Below are 20071 nucleotides of genomic sequence, written 5' to 3'. Positions count from 1 at the left end.
TCCGCTGCCAGGCTCCCACGGAATCTTCTTATGCCTGACCTGTCCTCTTCTCTCATCCAATCCCTGGGGGACCTCCTCGGGGAGCGTCTTTCAACGTCCCTGACATTGCGCGAGCAGCATGGGCGCGGTGAAGCGCATCATGCAGCCGTGTTTCCCGATGCGGTCGCTTTCGCTGAAACCACCTCCGAAGTATCCGAGATCGTGCGGCTATGCGCAGCGGAAGGGGTGCCCGTCATCGCTTTCGGCGCCGGCACTTCGCTCGAGGGGCATTTGACGGCTGTCAATGGCGGGGTCTCGATCGACCTTTCGCGCATGTCGACGATAACCCGTATCAGCAGTGAAGATCTGGATTGCACGGTTGAGGCCGGCGTCACGCGGGAGCAGTTGAACACATATCTGCGAGACATGGGATTATTCTTTCCCATCGACCCTGGCGCAAACGCCTCGATTGGCGGCATGGCCGCAACCCGCGCTTCGGGCACCAATGCCGTCCGCTACGGAACGATGCGGGAAAATGTGCTCGGGCTGACCGTGGTGCTGCCGACCGGTCAGATCATCAGAACCGGCGGTCGCGCCAGAAAATCTTCCGCCGGATATGATCTGACGCGGTTATTTGTAGGCTCGGAAGGAACGCTGGGGATCATCACCGAAATAACGCTTCGTCTCTACGGAATACCGGAAACCATCTCGGCGGCGCTCTGCTCTTTCGAGAGCGTCGAACAGGCGGTGGCATCAGCCATTCAGGTCGTGCAGCTGGGCATCCCGGTCGCCCGCATGGAGCTTATGGACCGTGGCCTGATCAGGGCCGTCAACGCCTATTCCGGGCTGGACCTGAAGATCGAGGACACGTTGGCTTTCGAGTTTCATGGCTCACCCGCCGGCGTTCAGGAACAGGTCGACATGGTATCCGCCATCGTGGAGGAACATGGCGGCAAGGATTTCGAGTGGGCCAATGCACCCGAAGAACGCAATCGTCTCTGGAAAGCGAGACATAACGCGTTTTACGCCGTCGTATCGCAGAGGCCAAACGCCAAAGGCTGGTCATCGGATGTCTGTGTCCCGGTCTCACAGCTCAGCAATTGCATATTAAAGACCCGCGAACTTCTGAAGGATTGCAGCGTGCCGGCGGCTATCCTCGGCCATGTCGGCGACGGCAATTATCATGTTGTCTTTGCGGTCGATCCCGACAATGCGGAAGAGCTCGGCGAAGTGGCGGCCATCAACAAGAAGATGGTGCAATATGCCCTCTCCATCGGCGGCACCTCGACCGGCGAACACGGCGTCGGCACCGGGAAAATCGCTTATCTGCGCGAGGAACATGGCGACGCGGTTGATCTGATGGCGCTCATCAAACATGCGGTCGACCCTGCCGGCATCATGAATCCGGGGAAAATCCTGCCGAAATAGAATTGCCACGTTGCAATCCATGATCGTGAGGCCACGCGATGAATTCCTTCAAGACTCACAGTTCCCACTGGGGTGCATTCTCCGGACGCTTTGCAAATGGGCGACTGGAGATAGAGCCCCACCCCGGTGACCCGCATCCATCACCGCTTCTGGGCAATCTTCCAGCGATTGCCGACAGCCCCGTTCGCATCAAACGGCCTGCCGTCCGGCGGGGCTGGCTTGAACGCGAGACCGGCCACGCGCAGCGACGCGGCGCTGACGATTACGTCGAGGTCAGCTGGGCCGAAGCGACGAAGCTGGTCGCGGATGAGCTGAAAAGGGTCTATGACGGTCATGGCCCGAGCGCAGTGTTCGGCGGCTCCTATGGCTGGTCGAGTGCCGGCCGGTTTCATCACGCACAAAGCCAGATTCACCGCTTTTTGAACGTCCTTGGCGGATATGTCCGGTCCGTCAACACGTATAGTTCCGGCGCTGCCATGGTCATAATCCCCCATGTGCTTGGACCGTATGACAGCTTCGACCGCAAGAGCGTGACCTGGGACGCGATCGAACGCAGCAGCGAGCTGGTGCTCGCCTTCGGTGGAATGGCGATCAAGAACGCCGATGTCCACGGTGGAGGGATCAGCACGCATTCCGTACGGCAGAAACTGGCCGGCGCGAGCGCTCGCGGTGCGCATTTCATATTCATCAGCCCGTTGGCAGACGATTTTCCGGGTGATTTGAATGCCGAGTGGCTTCCCATTATTCCCGGTACGGACGTGGCGATGATGCTCGGGCTTGCTCATGTCCTCGTCACGGAAGGACTGCACGACCGGGCGTTTCTGGAGCGTTATACGGCTGGATATGACCGGTTCGAGAACTATCTTCTTGGCAGGGAGGACGGCCAGCATAAAAGCCCCGAATGGGCGGCCGCGATCTGCAACATTGACCCGGAGACGATCCGCAAGCTGGCGCGGAAGATGGCCGGTTCCAGAACCCTGATCACGGTCAGCCATTCACTGCAACGGGCCGATTATGGCGAACAGCCGGTGTGGATGGGCATTGTCCTTGCCGCCATGCTCGGCCAGATCGGACTGGACGGCGGCGGATTTTCCTATTCCATCGGCGCGTTGGGCAATATCGGCAAGAGCCTGCTCGCCGTTCCCTTGCCAACGCTGCAGCAATTCAAAAATCCCGTGCCGGACTATATTCCCTGTGCGCGCATCGCCGATATGCTGCTCAATCCCGGCACCGAGTTTCATTACAATGGAAACGCACTCCGCTATCCTGATATCCGGCTTGTCTATTGGGCGGGTGGCAATCCGTTTCACCATCATCAGGATATCAACCGGTTGCGGGCCGCTTTCCGGCGTCCCGAAACGATCATCGTCCACGAGTCCGCCTGGACCTCGACCGCGCGACATGCCGATATCGTGCTGCCCGCCACGACCACGCTTGAGCGTGACGACATCGGCGCCGCCGATCGCGATCCCCTGATGATCGCCATGAAGCGCCTGATCGCCCCTGTCGGCGAAGCACGCGACGATTATGAGATATTCGCCGGGATTGCGCGGAAACTTGGCAGGTTCGATGCCTTTACCGAAAACCGCAACAGCAGAGAATGGCTCGCCTTCCTGTACGAAACGACCCGTCAGGCGCTTGCGGCGGGCGGCCACGACGCGCCCGATTTTGAAACCTTCTGGGAGCGGGGGGAACTGCTTCTTCCGGTTAAACCCGACGATGGTGGCCCGGCGCGCGCTTTCCTTGAGGGTCCCGGGACGAAGCCGCTGCCGACACCCTCAGGAAAAATCGAGATCTATTCCGAAACGGTCGAGGGTTTCGGTTATGAGGACTGCAAAGGTCATCCGCGCTGGTATCCCCCAAGAATGGAGACGCCCGATGACGCCCGCCTGCATCCCCTGTACCTCGTCTGCAATCAGCCATATCAACGTCTGCACAGCCAGCTGGACTATGGCGATTTCAGCCGTTCGACCAAGATCAGGGATCGGGAGCCTGTCCGCATCCATCCGGCCGATGCCGCGGCCCGCGGAATATCTGACGGCGACGTCGTCAGGCTTTTTAATGCGCGCGGCAGCTGCCTCGCTGGCGCCATCGTCAGTGAGGACGTCATGCCGGGGGTGATGCAGCTTGCCACCGGCGCATGGTTCGAGCCGCAGGATTCCGCTGACGACAATGCCATCTGCATCCATGGCAACCCCAATATCCTGACCCGCGACATCGGCACTTCGAAACTGTCTCAGGGTTCGACCGGCCAGATCGCCAGGGTGGAGATTGAGCTTTTTACCGGTGATTTGCCGCCGGTCAGGATTTTCGAAGCCATGACATTTGCCCTGCGTGACACGGCATCTTCGGCGCCGGGCCATCCTCAATCACCGGCGTGAGACGGCAATTTAAGGGCGTCTGAAACACCAATCCAAACTGTCGGCAAAATGGCGATAAAATAATTCACTAAATCGATAGAAAAAGAACAACCAGTCTTTCTCCCTCACGCCTGACTGCTAGGTTATGGGCAAGATGAACACCGCAACGAGGGACCGCGTCATGACTGGAATATGTAGAAGCGGGCGCGCTCCTCAGCCAAGCAGGCTTCCAGAAGCCGCTCGCTAACCCCGCGACGCCCAACCCGATCATCAATGAACTCCAGCATTCTCCCGCCCGGCTGAAAAGCCGGTGCGGCAACGGTTTGACGTGCGTTGTGCCGATGGCAGCAGCAGTCCGTCCGCAGGAGATGCAGAAATTGCAACGAAAAAAACTTTGAATTTATCAGGATCATACCATGACAAAACGTTCTTTCTCATTCTCCCTGTCGCGTCGCCGGCTGCTTTTCACAGCCTCCTTGGCGGTCTCGGCCTCGCTGTTTTTATCGACATTGGCACCTCTGAGCGCACTGGCGGCAGATACGCCGCGCGATGGCGGTGACATCACGTTTCTGATCGATTCACTGGGCGACACGTGGATCCCCAACAACAGCGCCATCTCCAGTTTCCAGGGCCACATCTGGGGTCATGTTACGGATAAGCTGCTTTACGTCGATGCCGAAGGCAAGGTCAGCCCCTGGCTTGCCGAACGCTGGGAGCAGAACGACACCGCAACGGAATTCACCCTGCACCTCAAAAGCGGCGTGACTTTCTCCGACGGCGAACCGCTTGATGCGAAGGCCGTCGTCGCCAATCTCGACATCTGGTATGCCGGCCGCAAGAACGAGGGGATCAACCCGATCGGCCTTTTCCCCAAGACCTATGATCACGCGGAAGCGGTCGATGCCACGACGGTCAAGGTTTTCTTCAAGAAGCCGACGCTCGGTTTCATTCCGACCCTTGGCTATCACGGTTCCATCCTGATCTCTCCCAAAAGCATCGCCCAGCCTGCAAGCCAGCAGGCAGACCTCAGCAAGACCGCCGGTAGCGGACCTTATGTGGTGGAGTCCTGGAAAGAGGGCGACCATGTCACTCTCGTCAAGCGCAAGGACTATAATTGGGGGCCCGCCGCAGTCGGCCATACCGGACCCGCCTATCTCGATACCATCACCTACAAGCTGGTGTCGGAACCATCCCTTCGCGTCGCTTCGGTTCAGTCCGGTCAGGCGGACGTCGCCTATAACGCCTCGCCCCAGGAACTGAAATCGCTAAAGGAAGAAGGCTTTACCGTCGCGACGCCGCGTTATCTCGGCTTCGTCAACGGCTGGGCGGTCAACACCAAGCTTCAACCCTATGATGATGCGAAGGTGCGTCAGGCACTCCAGGCTGGCATCAATCGCCAGGAAATCATCGACACCGTCTATACGCAGGACTGGAAGCTTGCGACGTCGTTCATCCAGAGCAACGTCCCCGGCGCGACCGATCATAGCGATCTCCTCGCCTACAATCCGGACAGGGCGGAGAAGCTTCTGGACGAAGCCGGATGGGCCAAGGGCGCGGACGGCGTTCGTGTGAAAGACGGCAAGCCGCTGGAATTGACGATCCATTCCAATCCCTATCTGGCAACTTCGAAATCCGTCGATGAACTGATTGCCCAGCAGCTTGGCAGGCTCGGATGGAAGGTCAACATCAGGGCTTATGATGTCGTGACCTATGGCGAGAAGGTCAAATTCGGTGGCGCCGCAGTTCCCGCATATGAAGTCACGCGCAGCTTCATCGATGCCGGCACGGTCGCCAGCATCCTGACCAACGCCAACAATGGCGAGAACTGGTTTGCGCTGGATGAGCGTGATGCAAAGCTCAACGACCTGCGTGACAAAATCGCCGGCGCGGGTTCCGTCGAGGAACGAAAGCCTCTTCTGGACGGCCTGCAAAAATACGTGCTGGAACAGGGCTATTTCATACCACGCACCCAAATCGTCCAGCGCATTTACGTGCAATCGCCGAAGCTGAAGGGCGAAGTCTATAACGGCGTCGCTTACGCCAGCTACTACACAGCGTTCATTGCCGAATGAGGCCAGCGCCCACCAAGTAACGTCAAGGAGGTGACGGCATGAGCAATGCCTACCTAACCTACGCCGCAAAGCGGCTCGGCCAGGCGATCGTCGTCATCCTTCTGGCCTATGTCTTCACGTTCGTGGTCGTCAGCGTCCTGCCTGGCGACCCGATCACCAGCGTTCTGCGCAACCCGCAGAACGGTTTCACCGAGCAGGAAATCGCCGAAATCATTGCTGCACAGGGGCTGGACAGGCCGATCATCGTGCAGCTCTGGCACTCCCTGTCGGCATTCCTGACGGGCGATCTCGGCATCTCCATGCGCTCCAATCGACCCGTCTCGACCCTGATCGCCGAGGTGCTGCCATCGACGCTGGTACTGGCCTCCGCCGGGCTCACGGTTGCGTTGATCCTCGCCTTCGCCGTTGCCTATGGCACACAGGTCGTGCCGAAACGATATGGGCAGGGGCTGCTGCGGGCATTCCCTTCGCTGTTCCTGTCGACGCCCAATTTCGTCATCGGCCTGTTTCTGATCCACCTTTTCGGGTTTCAGCTCCGGCTGTTCCGGGTCATCGAGCCCGACAGCTTCTGGGCGACGCTGTTTGCGGCGATCACCATCGGCATACCGTTTTCCGCGCAGATCGCGGAAGTGCTGATCGCCAATCTCGATCATGAAGCGGAACAGGATTACGCGGCGGTTGCCCGCAGCCGCGGCATCGGGCCGAAACGGCTTTTCACTACACATCTGCTCAAGCCCGCTTCGCTACCGGTGGTGACCGTTATCGCCCTTACCGTGGGCGAGCTTCTGGGCAACTCGCTGATCACGGAAACCGTGTTCGGCCGTACCGGTATCGGCAGTCTCGTCCAGCGCTCCGTCAGCACGCAGGACCTGCCCGTCCTGCAGGCCATCGTCTCGCTTGGAGCCGTGGTGTTCGTCGTCGTCAACCTCATCGCCGATCTTCTCTATCCGCTGCTCGATCCACGGGTGAAAATTATCGTTGGCCGAAAACGCCGCCTGGCGACCATCGACGACACGTCACTTGGCCTTGAAACGGGGGCCAAACCATGAGCCTTGTCTCCAGCCCGGTTTCCGGCAGCAATCCGTTCGAGAAGCTGAGAGCTCTCAACCTTACTCCAACGGTTGCCCTTTCCCTCCTCGTCATCGCAATCGTCGTCGCCTGGTCGATTGCGCCGCAACTGTTCACCAGCCAGAGCCCGATCAACGGTGTCCCGGCCGACAAGCTTCTTGCGCCCAGTTTTGCGCACTGGTTCGGCACCGATCATCTCGGGCGTGATCTCTATACAAGGGTCGTTTATGGCACAGCCTCATCCGTATCGAGCGCTTTGGTCGCTGTCGTCATCGGTGTCTTCATCGGTGGTGTGATCGGTTTGCTCGCCGGATTTTTCGGCGGCTGGGTGGATATCGTCTTTGCGCGTTTTGTCGACGTGCTGCTCTCCATCCCGAAGTTCCTGCTCGCGGTCATCATCGTCACGGCCATCGGCTTCGAAACGATCAATGCGGCGATTGCGACAGGCATATCAGCCATTGCCTTCTTCGCCCGCGTGGCGCGCTCTGAGGTCATCAAGACACGTCAGGCGACCTTTGTGGAAGCATCTTTTCTCTCGGGTGGTTCGCGCGGCTACATCGTTCTCAGACACGTCCTTCCAAATGCGTCCCGCTCAATGCTGCCGCTTGCCGTGCTGCAATTCGGCGAGTCCATTCTGGTGATCGCCAGCCTCGCCTTCCTCGGCTACGGCGACCCTCCACCTTCTTCCGACTGGGGCCTGCTGATTTCAATCGGCAAGGACTACCTCAAATGGCCCTGGCTCGTTTATGCGCCCGCGTTCGTTACGATCGTGACCGTCCTCTCTGTCAACAGGATCAGCCGATGGCTTCGCAAATCGCACTGAAAACAGCGCCAATCCTTCCCGAGTTCGTGGCTGCGTCTCCACAACACGCGATACCCCTTCTCAAGGTCGAAAATCTTGCCGTGTCCTACGGACGGCAGGAGGTCGTCCATAATGTCGGCTTCGAAATCGGACGTGGCGAAAGCCTCGCCCTCATCGGAGAATCCGGTTCTGGAAAATCGACCATCGCGAAAGCCGTGCTGAGGCTTCTCCCCACCGGCGCAAACGCCACAGGGCAGGTTATTTTCGACAGGCAGAACATTCTCGCATTGCCAGAACGCCGCTTCAGGCCGTTTCGCGGCCGTGAAATCGGCTTCGTGCCGCAGGATCCCGGCAACTCTCTCAATCCTGTGAGAACAATCGGCTCCCAGGCGCTGGAAGCGGCAGCGCTGATGGAAGAGACCAATCCAGCGATCCGCAGGACACTTATTCTCGAAACCTTCGCCAAGGTGGGTCTCGACAATCCGCAACGGGTTTACGATTCCTATCCGCACCAGTTGTCCGGAGGGATGCTGCAGCGCGTGCTGATCGCTCTGGCAATATTGCCACGCCCTGCACTGCTGGTGGCGGACGAACCGACCTCGGCACTCGACGTAACGATCCAGAAGCGCATCCTCGATCTCCTCTCCCGTCTTCGGGATGAGCTGAACATCAGCCTCCTTCTTATTACCCACGATCTCGCAATAGCGGCCGAAAGGGCGGATAATCTCGTCGTGCTGAAGAACGGCGTCATGCAGGAGAAAGGCAGGACGTCCGCGGTTTTTTCCTCCCCTTCCTCACCCTATGCCAAAAAACTCCATGGCGACGTCCCCGCGCTCAACCCGGAGCGCTATGCCAAATTCCGCGATCCGGGGTTCAGCCTCCTTGATGGCGACAAGTCGCCAAAGATCGCCGTCAGCGGCGTCACCAAACGCTTCATTGTCGATGGCAAAACCCTGACTGCGGTGGACGATATTTCGTTTACGGTTCCGGCGGGCACGACTCATGCCCTCGTCGGCGAATCCGGCTCCGGCAAGACGACGACGATCCGCCTGCTGCTGGGGCTCGAAGAGCCGGAAAGCGGCACGATTACGGTTGCCGACGAGACCGTCACGAACAAAAACCGCGCTTCGCTGCGGTCCGTATGGCGGCATCTTCAACTGGTTTACCAGAACCCGTTTACGTCCCTCGACCCGACGTGGAAGGTGGGGCAGCTTGTTCGTGAACCACTCGACCGCTTCGAGATCGGGACGCCGAAAGAGCGATCCGAACGCGTACAGGAAGCTCTCGCGAATGTCGGCTTGAGCGAGCACCTCCTGGAGCGTAAACCGTCGGCCCTGTCCGGCGGGCAGCGTCAGCGTGTGGCAATCGCCCGTTCGCTGGTCCTCAAGCCTGATGTGATCGTGCTGGACGAACCCACATCCGCACTCGATGTCAGCGTTCAGGCGGATATCGTCGAGGTTCTGCTGTCGCTACAGGCGAAGCTCGGCCTGACCTATGTTTTCGTTTCGCACGACCTCGCCCTCGTCCGGCAACTTGCGCACAGCGTTTCGGTGATGCAGCGGGGACGCATTGTCGAACATGGAGCCGTCACCGAGATATTCGCCAATCCGAGACACGAATATACCGCGTCGCTGCTGAACTCCATCCCGTCGGGCATTGCCGGAACGGTTCGCGCTCCCGCTGTCCAGCGCGCTCTGCGGAAGGAGCAACTCGCATGAATATTGCAGCAGCTTCCCGCGACCTTCCCGCGTTGTTTCGACCGAAACAGCGGCTGGGTTTCAATACGCGCGTGTCGTTCAACGACGATGACGGTCCGGCACAGGGGCTGCGACAGGGCATAGAGCTGTTCAGGCAGGCGGAAAGGCTGGGTTATCAGTCAGGCTGGGCCTATCAGCGTCACTTCGACCACTATCTTTCTTCCCCGTTACCCTTCTTTGCGGCAGTCGGCCAGCATACGCGGCACATCACGCTTGGCTCCGCCGTCATCCCGATGCGTTATCAGGACCCCATCCTCCTGGCTGAGGCGGCGGGAACAACCGACCTCTTGATCGACGGTCGGCTTGAACTTGCCATTTCGACCGGGACCAACGGCGCGTTCGATGCCGTTTTCGGAACCGTCGATACCGATGCCCGCACAGAGGCAAAGCGACGCCAGTCGCGTTTCCTCGCCGCCATTGCCGGTGATGTTTTGCACACTGTTACCGAGCGGGACATTGGTGCACCTCCGGGAGCCGAGTTGCGGGTGACCCCTCATAGCCCAACCTTGCGCAGCCGTATCCGACAAGGCTCCGCCAGCCTCGATTCAGCAATACAGGCCGCCGAACTTGGGATTGGCCTGATTTCCGGGACCGTCCTTCACGATCAGGCAGAAGGCGAGACTTTCGGTCAATATCAGGCGCGGATCATTGATGCCTATCGCACCCACTGGCTCCGCATCTGGAAGACGACGCCACCCCCGGTCGCTGTTGCCGCTTCCATTCTCGTTGGCACCACCCCGGAGCTGCGTGAGAAATACGCGGCTTACGACCTTGAGCGTCGCACGGTGGGAATTGCCGCCTCACGCCCGAAGGGTGCGCTGGCCCCTGCCGGCCCGCCTGTTGGCGCGCAGATTTCCCCGGTCTTTCAAGGTACACCGGAAGAAGTCATAGAGGCGGTGTTGGGTGATCCGGGACTGGCGGCCGCAGATGAGCTCGTTCTTTTTCTGCCTCCCGCTTTCGGACTGTCCGAAAACATACGACTGCTCACCGATCTTGCGACGACGGTTGCTCCATCTCTGGGGTGGAAACCTGCTCCCGATCACGAAGGGCCGGAACGGGCGGCAATCTAAGGTTCTAGACCATCAGGATAGTCAGGCAATATTTTCTACATATTCCATAGAAATAGAAAGACCTGTCTTCCTCATATGCCACACCGGCTTTAGCTTTTACCCGACACTCAGAAACACCAAGGAGCTCCCATGGCTGCGGAATTCATCAGCGTCAGCTTTCCCAACGAGTCCAATGATCTGAACCCCATCCCTGATGCTCCGGTTGATCCGCTGTTCCTGGAACGTTATGCGCGTGCACTGGACGACTACGGGTTCAACTACACGCTCATTCCCTATTCCTCCTCTTCGTTCGATCCCTTCACGCTGGGCGCCACCGTGCTTGCGCATACGAAGAACATCAAGATCATCGTCGCGCTCCGGCCCAACACCGTTTATCCGACGGTTGCGGCCAAGTCCCTCGCCACGCTCGACCAATTGAGCGGCGGTCGCGTCGTCGTCCACTTCATCGCAGGCGGAAGCGACGAGGAGCAGGCGCGCGAAGGAGATTTCCTCAACAAGGAAGAGCGTTACGAACGCCAGGAAGAATATATCCGCATTCTCCGCCTTGCCTGGAGTTCAACCGAGCCCTTCGATTTCGACGGCAAATATTACCAGTTCAAGCAGTTTCGCAGCGCCGTGCGTCCCACCAACGGTCTTATCCCGATTTCGCTCGGCGGTTCGTCGGATGCCGCCTATCGTATCGGTGGCTCGCTGTGCGACATTTTCGGGCTCTGGGGCGAGCCGCTGGCTGAAACCAAGCAGCAGATTGACCGCATCTATGCCGAAGCCGCAAAAGCAGGCCGAACCGATCGCCCGCGCATCTGGGTTACCTTCCGGCCAATCGTGGCTGAAACAGACGAACTGGCCTGGGATAAGGCGCACAGGGTTCTCGACCGTCTGAACGAGAACCGTCAGAGGGGCCTTTCGCGCGCGCCGGTCAACGCAACCCCCCCCGCCAATATCGGCTCCCAGCGCCTGCTCGATATCGCCAAACGCGGCGATGTCCATGACCGCGCGCTCTGGTATCCGACCGTCACCGCGACCAATGCAAGCGGCGCAACAACCGCTCTGGTCGGATCGCCGCGCACAATCGCCGACTCCATTCTCGACTATATTGATCTCGGCGCCGATCTGATTTCGATCCGTGGATATGACAATTACAATGATGCCGTCGACTACGGACGATACATCCTGCCTCTCGTCCGCGAGGGCATTCGCGAACGTGAAGAGGCAAAGAAGAAGGCAGCCGCCTGATCACGGCAGTCCGGCCAGGCCGTCGGACCTGCCCACCTCTTCCTCCAAGACCGGGATCATCCATGCCCGCAACGGATGATCCCGCCTCTCGACCTTCCAGAAAGCCGTTATCCGCATGTCTTACGATCCCACCGCACTTGACGCCGCTGTGTACGCCCTTTCCGAAGCCGCACCGGAGGCGGATCAGACCGGTCAGTTTCCCTGGACCGGCATTCGCGCCGTTCATCAAGCCGGACTTCTGGAGAGCACCGTGGCCACGCGTTACGGCGGCCCGGGAGGAACCTTGAGCACCGCGGCCCATATTCTGGCGGCCCTTGGACGCGGCGATCCCTCGGTGGCGCTCATCAGCGCAATGACGATCTTCACCCACCTGGGACAGGCGACGAAGGATCATTGGCCCGACGGTCTTTACAGGGACCTTCTTTCCAAAGCCAAAGATCGGCCACTGCTGCTGAACGCCGCCCGTGTGGAGCCGGAACTGGGCTCGCCGGCGCGCGGCGGATTGCCGGCCACGCGTGCGCGCCGGACGGCAAATGGCTGGTCGATCACGGGCCGCAAGCGCTTCGTGACGGGCGCGCACGGCCTCACCCATTTTCTCGTCTGGGCGCACACCGACGAGGCTCAGGCGCGGGTCGGCACGTTTGTCGTGCCTAACGGCCTGCCCGGCATCAGGATTATCGAGAACTGGAAGAGCCTCGGAATGCGGGCGACAGGTTCGCACGATGTCGAATATACCGAGGTTGAAATCCCGGCAGAAAATGTGCTGGAACTCGTTGATCCCTCCGTTGCCCAGCAGGATAATCGCAGCCATGCGGCAATGACGCTTGCGCTGACCGCAATCTATCTCGGCGCAGCCGAAGCGGCTCAGGAAGCCTTCATCCGCTTCGCGCACGAACGTGTGCCCGCCAATCTGGGCCATCCCATTGCGCGGACAGAACGTTTTGTCACGCTTTCGGGTGAGATCGACCTTCTGGTCTCCGGCGCCCGGCAGATCATCTTCGGCGCGCTCACAGGCCATATTGGCGATGCCGAACACCTGATAAGGGCCCGGCTCCTCGCCGGCAGGCAGATCCGCGAAGCTGTGCAACTGGCTGTTCGTGGCATCGGCAATCCCGGCCTCAACGCCGATCTTGGTCTGGAGCGGCATTTCCGCGATATCCAGTCGGTTCTCGTCCATGCACCCCAGGAAGATACGTCCGTCGCCATTCTCGGACGTGCCGCCTTTGAGCGCTGGAAAACAGGCGAGAATGACCGATCGACACATCCGGCCGGCCTTTCAATCCTGAAGACGGCTTAAGACGCGTTGGCGCAAACCGCCCTTCCCCAAGATCACTCGAAAGAACGTCAATGAGCAACAATCTGATCGTCGGTTTCTCCGGCAACACATCGCGCCCATCCAGCACGAAGCGCTTTGTCGAAAATGTCAGCGAAGCGCTGGCCGGACAACTGGGCCTGCAGCATCAGGTTTTCGACATCGAGGATCTCGGGGCATCATTGAGCTCGGCACGATCCGTGGCGGATCTCGATGGTGATGTGCGGCGGATTGTTCAAACGATCATCGATGCCGAAGCTCTGGTGATCGGCTCACCGACCTACAAGGGCAGCTATACCGGCCTCTTTAAACACGTCATCGATCTTCTCGACCCCGCCGACCTCAGAGGCAAGCCGATCATCCTGACGGCGACAGGCGGCGGAGACCGGCATTCACTTGTGGTGGAGCATCAGCTCAGACCGCTATTTGCATTTTTCGAAGCCTTCGTGGCACCCACCGCAATCTACACCTCCGGCCGGGACTTCATAGAAGGCGAGCTTTCGCCTGCCATAAGCGCGCGGGTAAATCAGGCAATCGCAGAAGCTGCTTTGCTTGTTAAAGCACGGTTTGAAAGAGTAACAATCGCCGCAGAATAATTGGACGATGCGCCCGGGATATCCTCACAGAGACTGACAGCGCTGACAACGTCGGCTGGTTCGATCCACCGACGTCGTCCGGCATGGCATTGCTTTTGATCCCTGTGACGAATGGCGGGTTGAGATAGCGTCCGGCAAAGGATATCAGGTGCCTCAATCTCAGGCGGATATTCCGCAAGCAACAAGGCGCATCCTGACATGATCCCGGACTTCCTCGTCACCCATTCCGGTGGCTTCCACGCCGACGAACTCCTATCCAGCGTCGTGCTCACCCGGCTTTTCCCGCAGGCCCGCCTCATCCGCAGCAGGGCGTCCGAATGGATTACGCCCGGCGCGAACCGCATCATCTACGACGTCGGAGGTGCTTATGACCCAACGGCGGGAATATTTGATCACCACCAGCGCGGCGCACCACTACGGGACGACGGTCAACCCTATAGCTCGTTCGGCCTGATCTGGAAGCATTTCGGCCGCGACTATCTTGCCGCCTCCGGCGTTCCTGAAGACCATATCGAAGCCATTCACACCTCTTTCGATACCAGCTTCGTGCTGCCGGTCGATCTGGTCGACAATGGCGCACTGAGCCCTTCTATCGCCGGGCAGCTCGCTGGGCTGACTTTGCCCGTCCTGCTGGAAACTCTGAAACCTGTTTTCGACGAGACCGATCCCGAAGCGGATAATCGCAGTTTCCACGCGGCGCTGGCCGTTGCCCGCAGCTTCGTGGAGGCAAAGATTGCCAACAGCGCTGCAAAATTGCGGGCCGAAGCGCTTGTGAACAGGGCTATCGTGGATGCCGGTGAGGGACATATTCTGGAACTGCCGGTGGGAATGCCGTTTCGACCCGCCATCATGAAGGCAGGCGCCGACCATCTGCTCTTTGTCGTTCACCCGCGCAACAACGACTGGTGTCTGACCGGTATCCGCCGCGCGGATGAGGGCTTTGAGCTGCGTGCCGACCTGCCGGCAGCTTGGGCCGGCCTGACCGACAAAGATCTCGAAGCGGTTTGCGGCGTCGAAGGCGCGACCTTTTGCCATAACGGCCGGTTTGTCGCAGCGGCCAGAACCCGCGATGCTGCACTGGCCATGGCGGAGCTGGCGGTAAAGGAAGCAATCGCAGCAAAGCAGTGATGTGGAGCCGGCCGTGTGGCCGGCCGCATCTTGTGGCGGCGCGAGCCTCCATTGCTGAAAAAAATCAGCCGGTAACAGTGTCAGTTGCCGGCGTATCCTGCTGCGGCCATCGCTGTAGTGCTTCACGGCCGGGCTGGGTCAAACCATAGACTCCTCGGTCCTGCCGTTCGAACCAGCCGTAAACATTCGAAAGCAGGATCTTTCCGGCATCCGGTACGCTGGATCTGACTTCACGCACCCGCATCGGCCCTGATGCCAGCGCCAGGGCACAGCCGAGCGCCTGCTGGCGGTACGCGGTCATGATCGGCGCGCGCGTGCTGCCACCTGCCGTCGGATCGCCGCGTCGCCTCTGGTGTTCGCGCATCAGCCGCGACCGCCGTTTCGGATTGGTTCGCGGCATCGGTGATATGGAACCAACGATCACGCTGACCTCACCGGTATCGGAAATGCCGAGCATACCGATACCGAGCCTGCGGCAAAGATCGCGGTAACGTCTGTCGGCCTCGCGGCCTTTGCCCCTGGCTGAAACCCGAGCCGCGATCCAGACCTCGTCCGCAATGGCTGCGCGATCGACAGCCTGCAAGATGAGTTCCAGATTGAAGCTCAGTTTCAGCTCGCAAATCACGACAACAGGCGGATCGTCATCGCTCAAGCCGACGAGGTCGCAACCGCCAACCTCGCCCTTGACGGCGTAGCCCGCCTTTTCGAGAAAGCCCTTGATGGGCAGATAAAGCGACGTTTCCATGTGCCTGCAGGTTCAAGTGAAGTTCCCCCCAGATACATCGATCCACCTGCACAGGACAACCTTTATAGCCGCTGGCGCGCTCGGTTACAGATTGTCGGCTACCTGTCGTCAGGCCTGATCCAGGGCAAGGGTCAGGTCGGCGACAAGATCATCGGGATGTTCGATGCCGATTGACAGCCGGATCGTGGAATCCAGCACACCGATGCGCTGGCGGACATCGGCAGGAACTCCCGAATGCGTCATCGTCGCGGGGTGAGAAGCAAGAGACTCCGTACCGCCGAGACTTACCGCGAGTTTGAATATGTTGAGCGCATTCAGGAATTTGAAAGAGGCAGCCTGCCCGCCGACGATGTCGAACGAGAAGGTCGATCCCGCACCGGAGCATTGTGCGGCAAACACCTTGCCAACCGCGGATGCCGGATCGCTGAACGGCAGGTAATGGATTTTTTCGACCTTGGGATGCGCGTTCAGGAATTCCGCCACGACCTTGGCGTTGCTGTTCGCCCGCTCCATCCGGATTTGCAGCGTCTCAAGGGAGCGTCCGAGCATCCAGCATGAATGCGGATCGAGCTGCGTGCCGATTGCCCCACGCAACGCCTTCACCTGCTTCATGACATCCTTCCGGCCGAGCGCCGCCCCGGCTATGAGGTCGGAATGCCCGCCAACGTACTTCGTTAGTGAATAGAGCGAGATATCGGCGCCATGCTCGATGGGTCGCTGGAATACGGGCCCAAGAAGCGTATTGTCGCAGGCGATGATCGGCCTGTGCCCCTGCTTTTCGCCGATAACATCGGCAACCCGGCCTATCATCGCGACGTCGACAATGCTGTTTGTCGGATTGGCCGGGGTCTCGATGAGGATGACAGACACCCTGCCTTTCGCCATCGCCTCCTCTGCAGCTGATATCACCGAGGTCTCGCTGACACCGTCGGCGAAACCCACTGCCGAGACGCCGAAATTATGGAAGGTCTTCGCCAGCAGCGTCTCCGTGCCGCCATACAGGGGCTGGGAGTGGAGCACGGTGTCACCCGGCCGGACGAAGGCGAAAAGCGTCGTCGAAATGGCGGACATGCCCGAGGAGAAGAGAGCGCAGCTCTCCGTCCGTTCGTAAACGGCAAGACGATCCTCGACAATCTCGCTGTTCGGATGGTTGAAACGCGAATAGACGAGGCCTGCGCCCCTGCCCTCCGGCGGCTCCTTGCGCCCGGAGACGTAGTCGAAGAAGTCGCGCCCGTCTTCTGCCGATTTGAAGACGAAGGTCGATGTCAGGAACACGGGAGGCTTTACGGCGCCCTCCGACAATTCTGGATCATACCCATAATTGAGCATCTGGGTTTCAGGATGGAGAGCGTGGTTGCCGATATGGGTTTTGGATGGATGCGGCGCGGTCATTTCCGATGATCCCTCAGCTGGCGTTGAATTACCTGCAGATTACACGCAGTGAAACCAAAATATCTTGCATTCTGAAGCGTCGGACTATCTCATTAAGCAATATATTGCGGAGAATGGTCATTTATGTCGCAGAAAATTGCAGACCCGATCGACAGCAGGATACTCAAGGAACTGTCTGCCGATGCGCGGATCACGAACAACGAACTTGCCGAGCGAGTCGGACTTTCGGCATCGGCGTGCCTGCGACGGCTTCGACGCCTGGAAGAGATAGGCGCGATCAAAGGATATTCCGCCATCATCGATCCGGCAATCGAGGGGTGGACGATGACTGCCCTTGCCTCCATCCGCCTCAGCCGTCAGCACGATGACGAAATCCGCATGTTCGAGGCGGCCGTTCTTGACTGGGACGAGGTTCTCGAATGTCATCTCGTCACGGGTCCGAGGGATTACATGCTCAAGGTCATGTGCGGTGGGCTGGAGGATTACGAGCGCTTCATCAAGGACAAGATTGCAAAGCTGAAATGCGTCGACACCATCGAGACCAGCTTCGTCATGAACACGATCAAGGCGCGGCGTATCTGAGCTTCAAGGCCGGCGGAGCCGGCGCAAGATATTCACGGGCGTCCGGCCGACGGCATGGCTGTTCCGGCCCACTCTCGTCAGCGCTCATTGTTCCTGATTGCTTCAAGCCAGATACTGACGGCGACCGCTCCCGCATCGAGATGTCCGACAGCCCGCTCGCCAAGATAGCTCGCGCGCCCGAGCCTCGGCTTCATGGAGGCCGTCGCCTCGGCGCCGGCAACGCCTGCCGCCACCGCGGATCGCCAGGCTTCCGCGGCCGAAGCTCCACCTGCGAGTTTATCCCGGAAGGTTTCTGCCGCCGGATGAAGCGCATCTATCATCGTGCGGTCCCCCGGCCTCGCACCACCGAGTTCAGACACCGCGGCAACGGCTGCAACGAATGCTTCCGCCATCTGCTGGGCCGTCGGCTTTTCGATGCCGGCAAGATGGCGCGAGGCGCGCATCAGGCCCGTGGCGTAAAAGGGGCCAGAGCTTCCGCCGATTGCCTTGCGCATCGCGTTTGCCATCGCCATCAATCCTCCGGAGACATCTGCGAAGCTCTCCATGGGCAGCGCCAGGATTGCTTCGGCGCCCCGCACCATGCTTGTTCCGAGGTCACCGTCGCCCGTAACACTGTCCAGCTGCGTCAACTTGGGCTCCGCGGCGATCAGGGCTCCGGCAACCAATTCTGCGGCGGCACGCAATCGCTCACCGGCTGCCGTTATCGTGTTTTCCGCAGTCGCGCTCTTCTCGACGCCTGCCGAAGGCAGGACCCGCGTGCGGTTCACCGCACCGCCGCGCGGCCATGCACCGGCATCGGTTGGCGCATCCATGAGGCTCAGCGTTGCATCGTCCACATGCATGACGGACAGGGAAAAGCCCGGCATGTCGAGAGCGGAGAGGAAGGTGCCTGCCCAGGCCCGCTCGACCACGACGCCCTTCGCCTCCAGGCGTGCGACCGCTGATCGCGCCACGATCGCAAGCTCCATCGGCGGCGTTGATCCCAGTCCGTTGACCAGAAGCGTCACCCGGTCTCCGCTCTTCAGCCTGCCATCGGCTTCGATCGTTTCGAGGACCAGCTTCACCAGTTCGTCCGCCGATGCGACAGGCATCCGCCGCACGCCCTGCTCGCCATGGATTCCGAGCCCGACCTCGATTTCAGCTTCGCCAAGGACGAAGCCCGGCCTGCCGACAGCAGGGAGGGTGCAGGAACCCAGCGATACTCCCATGGAGGACAATTTTTCGGCGGCTTCCCGCGCGATCCGGGCCACCGCCTGAAGGGGAAGTCCCTGCTCCGCGGCAGCGCCTGCGACCTTGTGAACCAGTACCGTACCTGCAATACCCCGGCGGCGATCGGCCGGAACCGTGTCCTTCAACGCGACGTCATCGGCAACGACCACGATCTCGACCGGAATTCCTTCAGCCCTTGCCAGCTCGGCCGCCAATCCGAAATTCAGCCGGTCGCCCGTATAATTCTTGACGATAACCAGAGCGCCGGCGGGGCCGGCTGCAGCCTTGATACCGGCAAGAACCGCATCGGTGCTGGGCGAAGTGAAGACATCGCCTGCCACCGCCACGGTCAGCATGCCCGCACCGACATAGCCGGCATGGGCTGGCTCGTGTCCACTGCCTCCACCCGACAGGACCGCCACCTTCCGCTTTTCCGTTTCCGGAAGACCAGACCGGATCACAACATTCTCATCTGCTAGCAGGACCGTCGCAGGGCTAAGCGCCACCACCCCTTCAAGCATGTCCCGCACAACGGTGGCTGGATCGTTGATGAGCTTCTTCATGCCTTACTCCTCGATGCAGTTCTCAACTGACGGTGGACGCAAACACGCCCTGCTGATCGTGAACAAGCACGATCTCCCGGCCAATTTCAAGTTCCGGGCATTCGAAACGCAGGTACATTTCCGCCATTGCCTCTCGCGGCGGACGCGCTATCATGATTGTGCTGTGGGGCGGTAAGCTTTGGGAGGAGCGATACGTGAGACGGATGTGGCCAGACGAATTTGCCTTTCTGCTTGATGGTGCGGAAGAGGTTGACCTGCATGTTCCACCGGCGGCAAGCGACGATGGCTCGCCTGGAAAAGCCACCTCCAGAAAAGCCTTGAAAGTCCGGATCAGCCAGGAGGATTTTGAGAAGATCTGGAGCCTGGCAGAGGCCCGCTATCGGCTGAATGGCAGCTTCTCGGGCAAGGCGATCACGCTGATTACCAACAACCCCCACTATCAGAAATGGCATCCCTCCGACGGCGGCAGCGTCGAGAGCGTCTCCGATAGCGGTCAGAAATACACGACGCGCTATGTGATCGTGCACTTTCTCCTGGATGATGTCAGCGAACCTGTCGAAGCCTGAAGTCCTCCGAGTCGGAGGAGCCACCGCCAATGTGTTATTGCGGCGCGCCGGATGATAGTCCTCGGCTATTGTTGGATAGCGTGGCGTAAATCTTCCGTTGACAACAAAAGAGCCCGCATGAAGCGGGCTAATTTGGTTGCGGGGGCAGGATTTGAACCTGCGGCCTTCAGGTTATGAGCCTGACGAGCTACCGGGCTGCTCCACCCCGC

Annotated in this window: 16 protein-coding genes; 13 read left to right on the top strand and 3 right to left on the bottom strand. The window is 59.8% G+C overall.

The genetic code is table 11. The features are described from left to right. The first annotated feature begins 30 nt into the window (after positions 1–30). The 11 genes from V6R85_RS17040 (at position 31) to V6R85_RS16990 (ending at position 14805) form a co-directional block, all read left to right on the top strand. Positions 31–1407, top strand: coding sequence for an FAD-binding oxidoreductase (locus tag V6R85_RS17040; protein WP_080864581.1), 1377 nt, complete (start codon positions 31–33; stop codon positions 1405–1407). A 38-nt stretch (positions 1408–1445) separates the two neighbouring features. Further along, a complete protein-coding gene (locus tag V6R85_RS17035; RefSeq protein ID WP_111792875.1) occupies positions 1446–3788 on the top strand; it encodes a molybdopterin guanine dinucleotide-containing S/N-oxide reductase in 2343 nt (780 codons plus the stop codon). 395 nt (positions 3789–4183) lie between these two features. Continuing rightward, entirely contained in the window at positions 4184–5839 is a 1656-nt protein-coding gene (locus V6R85_RS17030) for an ABC transporter substrate-binding protein (protein WP_020813057.1), read from the top strand. 38 nt (positions 5840–5877) lie between these two features. After that, entirely contained in the window at positions 5878–6888 is a 1011-nt protein-coding gene (locus V6R85_RS17025; RefSeq protein WP_020813058.1) for an ABC transporter permease, read from the top strand. Next, positions 6885–7730 carry an ABC transporter permease gene (locus tag V6R85_RS17020; protein WP_060726783.1) on the top strand — a complete coding sequence of 282 codons (846 nt, stop codon included), beginning with the start codon at positions 6885–6887 and terminating at the stop codon, positions 7728–7730. Before V6R85_RS17025 ends, V6R85_RS17020 begins: the two co-directional genes overlap by 4 nt. Beyond that, positions 7709–9427 (top strand): dipeptide ABC transporter ATP-binding protein, encoded by a 1719-nt coding sequence (locus V6R85_RS17015; protein ID WP_060726782.1) that lies wholly within the window; start codon positions 7709–7711, stop codon positions 9425–9427. The genes V6R85_RS17020 and V6R85_RS17015 overlap by 22 nt, the downstream gene beginning before the upstream one ends. Next, on the top strand, positions 9424–10536 hold the full coding sequence (locus tag V6R85_RS17010; RefSeq protein ID WP_060726781.1) for an LLM class flavin-dependent oxidoreductase: 1113 nt from the start codon (positions 9424–9426) through the stop codon (positions 10534–10536). Before V6R85_RS17015 ends, V6R85_RS17010 begins: the two co-directional genes overlap by 4 nt. Before the next feature lie 129 nt (positions 10537–10665). Then, on the top strand, positions 10666–11769 hold the full coding sequence (locus V6R85_RS17005) for an LLM class flavin-dependent oxidoreductase (protein ID WP_003504237.1): 1104 nt from the start codon (positions 10666–10668) through the stop codon (positions 11767–11769). Between the two features lie 115 nt (positions 11770–11884). Beyond that, entirely contained in the window at positions 11885–13066 is a 1182-nt protein-coding gene (locus tag V6R85_RS17000; protein ID WP_060726780.1) for an acyl-CoA dehydrogenase family protein, read from the top strand. Positions 13067–13116: 50 nt separating this feature from the next. Continuing rightward, positions 13117–13677, top strand: a complete 561-nt coding sequence (locus V6R85_RS16995; protein ID WP_060726779.1) for an NAD(P)H-dependent oxidoreductase — start codon at positions 13117–13119, stop codon at positions 13675–13677. A gap of 198 nt (positions 13678–13875) precedes the next feature. Next, complete coding sequence (locus V6R85_RS16990) at positions 13876–14805, top strand: MYG1 family protein (protein WP_060726778.1); 930 nt, start codon at positions 13876–13878, stop codon at positions 14803–14805. Between the two features lie 64 nt (positions 14806–14869). Here the strand turns inward: V6R85_RS16990 and V6R85_RS16985 are convergent, their stop codons facing one another. Next, positions 14870–15550 carry a DUF2161 domain-containing phosphodiesterase gene (locus V6R85_RS16985; protein WP_060726777.1) on the bottom strand — a complete coding sequence of 227 codons (681 nt, stop codon included), beginning with the start codon at positions 15548–15550 and terminating at the stop codon, positions 14870–14872. A 108-nt stretch (positions 15551–15658) separates the two neighbouring features. Further along, complete coding sequence (locus V6R85_RS16980; protein WP_003504226.1) at positions 15659–16942, bottom strand: cystathionine gamma-synthase family protein; 1284 nt, start codon at positions 16940–16942, stop codon at positions 15659–15661. A 123-nt stretch (positions 16943–17065) separates the two neighbouring features. Here V6R85_RS16980 and V6R85_RS16975 point away from each other — a divergent pair, with 123 nt between their 5' ends. Beyond that, a complete protein-coding gene (locus V6R85_RS16975; protein ID WP_003504223.1) occupies positions 17066–17524 on the top strand; it encodes an Lrp/AsnC family transcriptional regulator in 459 nt (152 codons plus the stop codon). Positions 17525–17601: 77 nt separating this feature from the next. Here V6R85_RS16975 and V6R85_RS16970 read toward each other — a convergent pair whose 3' ends face one another. Then, on the bottom strand, positions 17602–19296 hold the full coding sequence (locus V6R85_RS16970) for a dihydroxyacetone kinase family protein (RefSeq protein WP_099087064.1): 1695 nt from the start codon (positions 19294–19296) through the stop codon (positions 17602–17604). Between the two features lie 203 nt (positions 19297–19499). Between V6R85_RS16970 and V6R85_RS16965 the strand changes: the two genes are divergently transcribed. Continuing rightward, positions 19500–19862, top strand: a complete 363-nt coding sequence (locus V6R85_RS16965; RefSeq protein WP_060724383.1) for a hypothetical protein — start codon at positions 19500–19502, stop codon at positions 19860–19862. The last annotated feature ends 209 nt before the right edge of the window (positions 19863–20071 follow it).

Source organism: Agrobacterium sp. CCNWLW32, from assembly GCF_037083425.1.
In the GTDB taxonomy this organism is placed as follows: domain Bacteria; phylum Pseudomonadota; class Alphaproteobacteria; order Rhizobiales; family Rhizobiaceae; genus Agrobacterium; species Agrobacterium radiobacter.
The sequence above is the reverse complement of the archived record's forward strand: the minus strand, read 5'-3'. Positions and strand labels throughout refer to the sequence as shown.

Bases quoted from the DNA above. Each gene is read 5' to 3' on its own strand.
- V6R85_RS17035 (WP_111792875.1), top strand. From the start codon at position 1,446: ATGAATTCCTTCAAGACTCACAGTTCCCACTGGGGTGCATTCTCCGGA.
- V6R85_RS16990 (WP_060726778.1), top strand. From the start codon at position 13,876: ATGATCCCGGACTTCCTCGTCACCCATTCCGGTGGCTTCCACGCCGAC.
- V6R85_RS17040 (WP_080864581.1), top strand. From the start codon at position 31: ATGCCTGACCTGTCCTCTTCTCTCATCCAATCCCTGGGGGACCTCCTC.
- V6R85_RS16975 (WP_003504223.1), top strand. From the start codon at position 17,066: ATGTCGCAGAAAATTGCAGACCCGATCGACAGCAGGATACTCAAGGAA.
- V6R85_RS17030 (WP_020813057.1), top strand. From the start codon at position 4,184: ATGACAAAACGTTCTTTCTCATTCTCCCTGTCGCGTCGCCGGCTGCTT.
- V6R85_RS17025 (WP_020813058.1), top strand. From the start codon at position 5,878: ATGAGCAATGCCTACCTAACCTACGCCGCAAAGCGGCTCGGCCAGGCG.
- V6R85_RS17015 (WP_060726782.1), top strand. From the start codon at position 7,709: ATGGCTTCGCAAATCGCACTGAAAACAGCGCCAATCCTTCCCGAGTTC.
- V6R85_RS17020 (WP_060726783.1), top strand. From the start codon at position 6,885: ATGAGCCTTGTCTCCAGCCCGGTTTCCGGCAGCAATCCGTTCGAGAAG.
- V6R85_RS17000 (WP_060726780.1), top strand. From the start codon at position 11,885: ATGTCTTACGATCCCACCGCACTTGACGCCGCTGTGTACGCCCTTTCC.
- V6R85_RS16995 (WP_060726779.1), top strand. From the start codon at position 13,117: ATGAGCAACAATCTGATCGTCGGTTTCTCCGGCAACACATCGCGCCCA.
- V6R85_RS16980 (WP_003504226.1), bottom strand. From the start codon at position 16,942: ATGACCGCGCCGCATCCATCCAAAACCCATATCGGCAACCACGCTCTC.
- V6R85_RS17005 (WP_003504237.1), top strand. From the start codon at position 10,666: ATGGCTGCGGAATTCATCAGCGTCAGCTTTCCCAACGAGTCCAATGAT.
- V6R85_RS16970 (WP_099087064.1), bottom strand. From the start codon at position 19,296: ATGAAGAAGCTCATCAACGATCCAGCCACCGTTGTGCGGGACATGCTT.
- V6R85_RS16965 (WP_060724383.1), top strand. From the start codon at position 19,500: ATGTGGCCAGACGAATTTGCCTTTCTGCTTGATGGTGCGGAAGAGGTT.
- V6R85_RS17010 (WP_060726781.1), top strand. From the start codon at position 9,424: ATGAATATTGCAGCAGCTTCCCGCGACCTTCCCGCGTTGTTTCGACCG.
- V6R85_RS16985 (WP_060726777.1), bottom strand. From the start codon at position 15,550: ATGGAAACGTCGCTTTATCTGCCCATCAAGGGCTTTCTCGAAAAGGCG.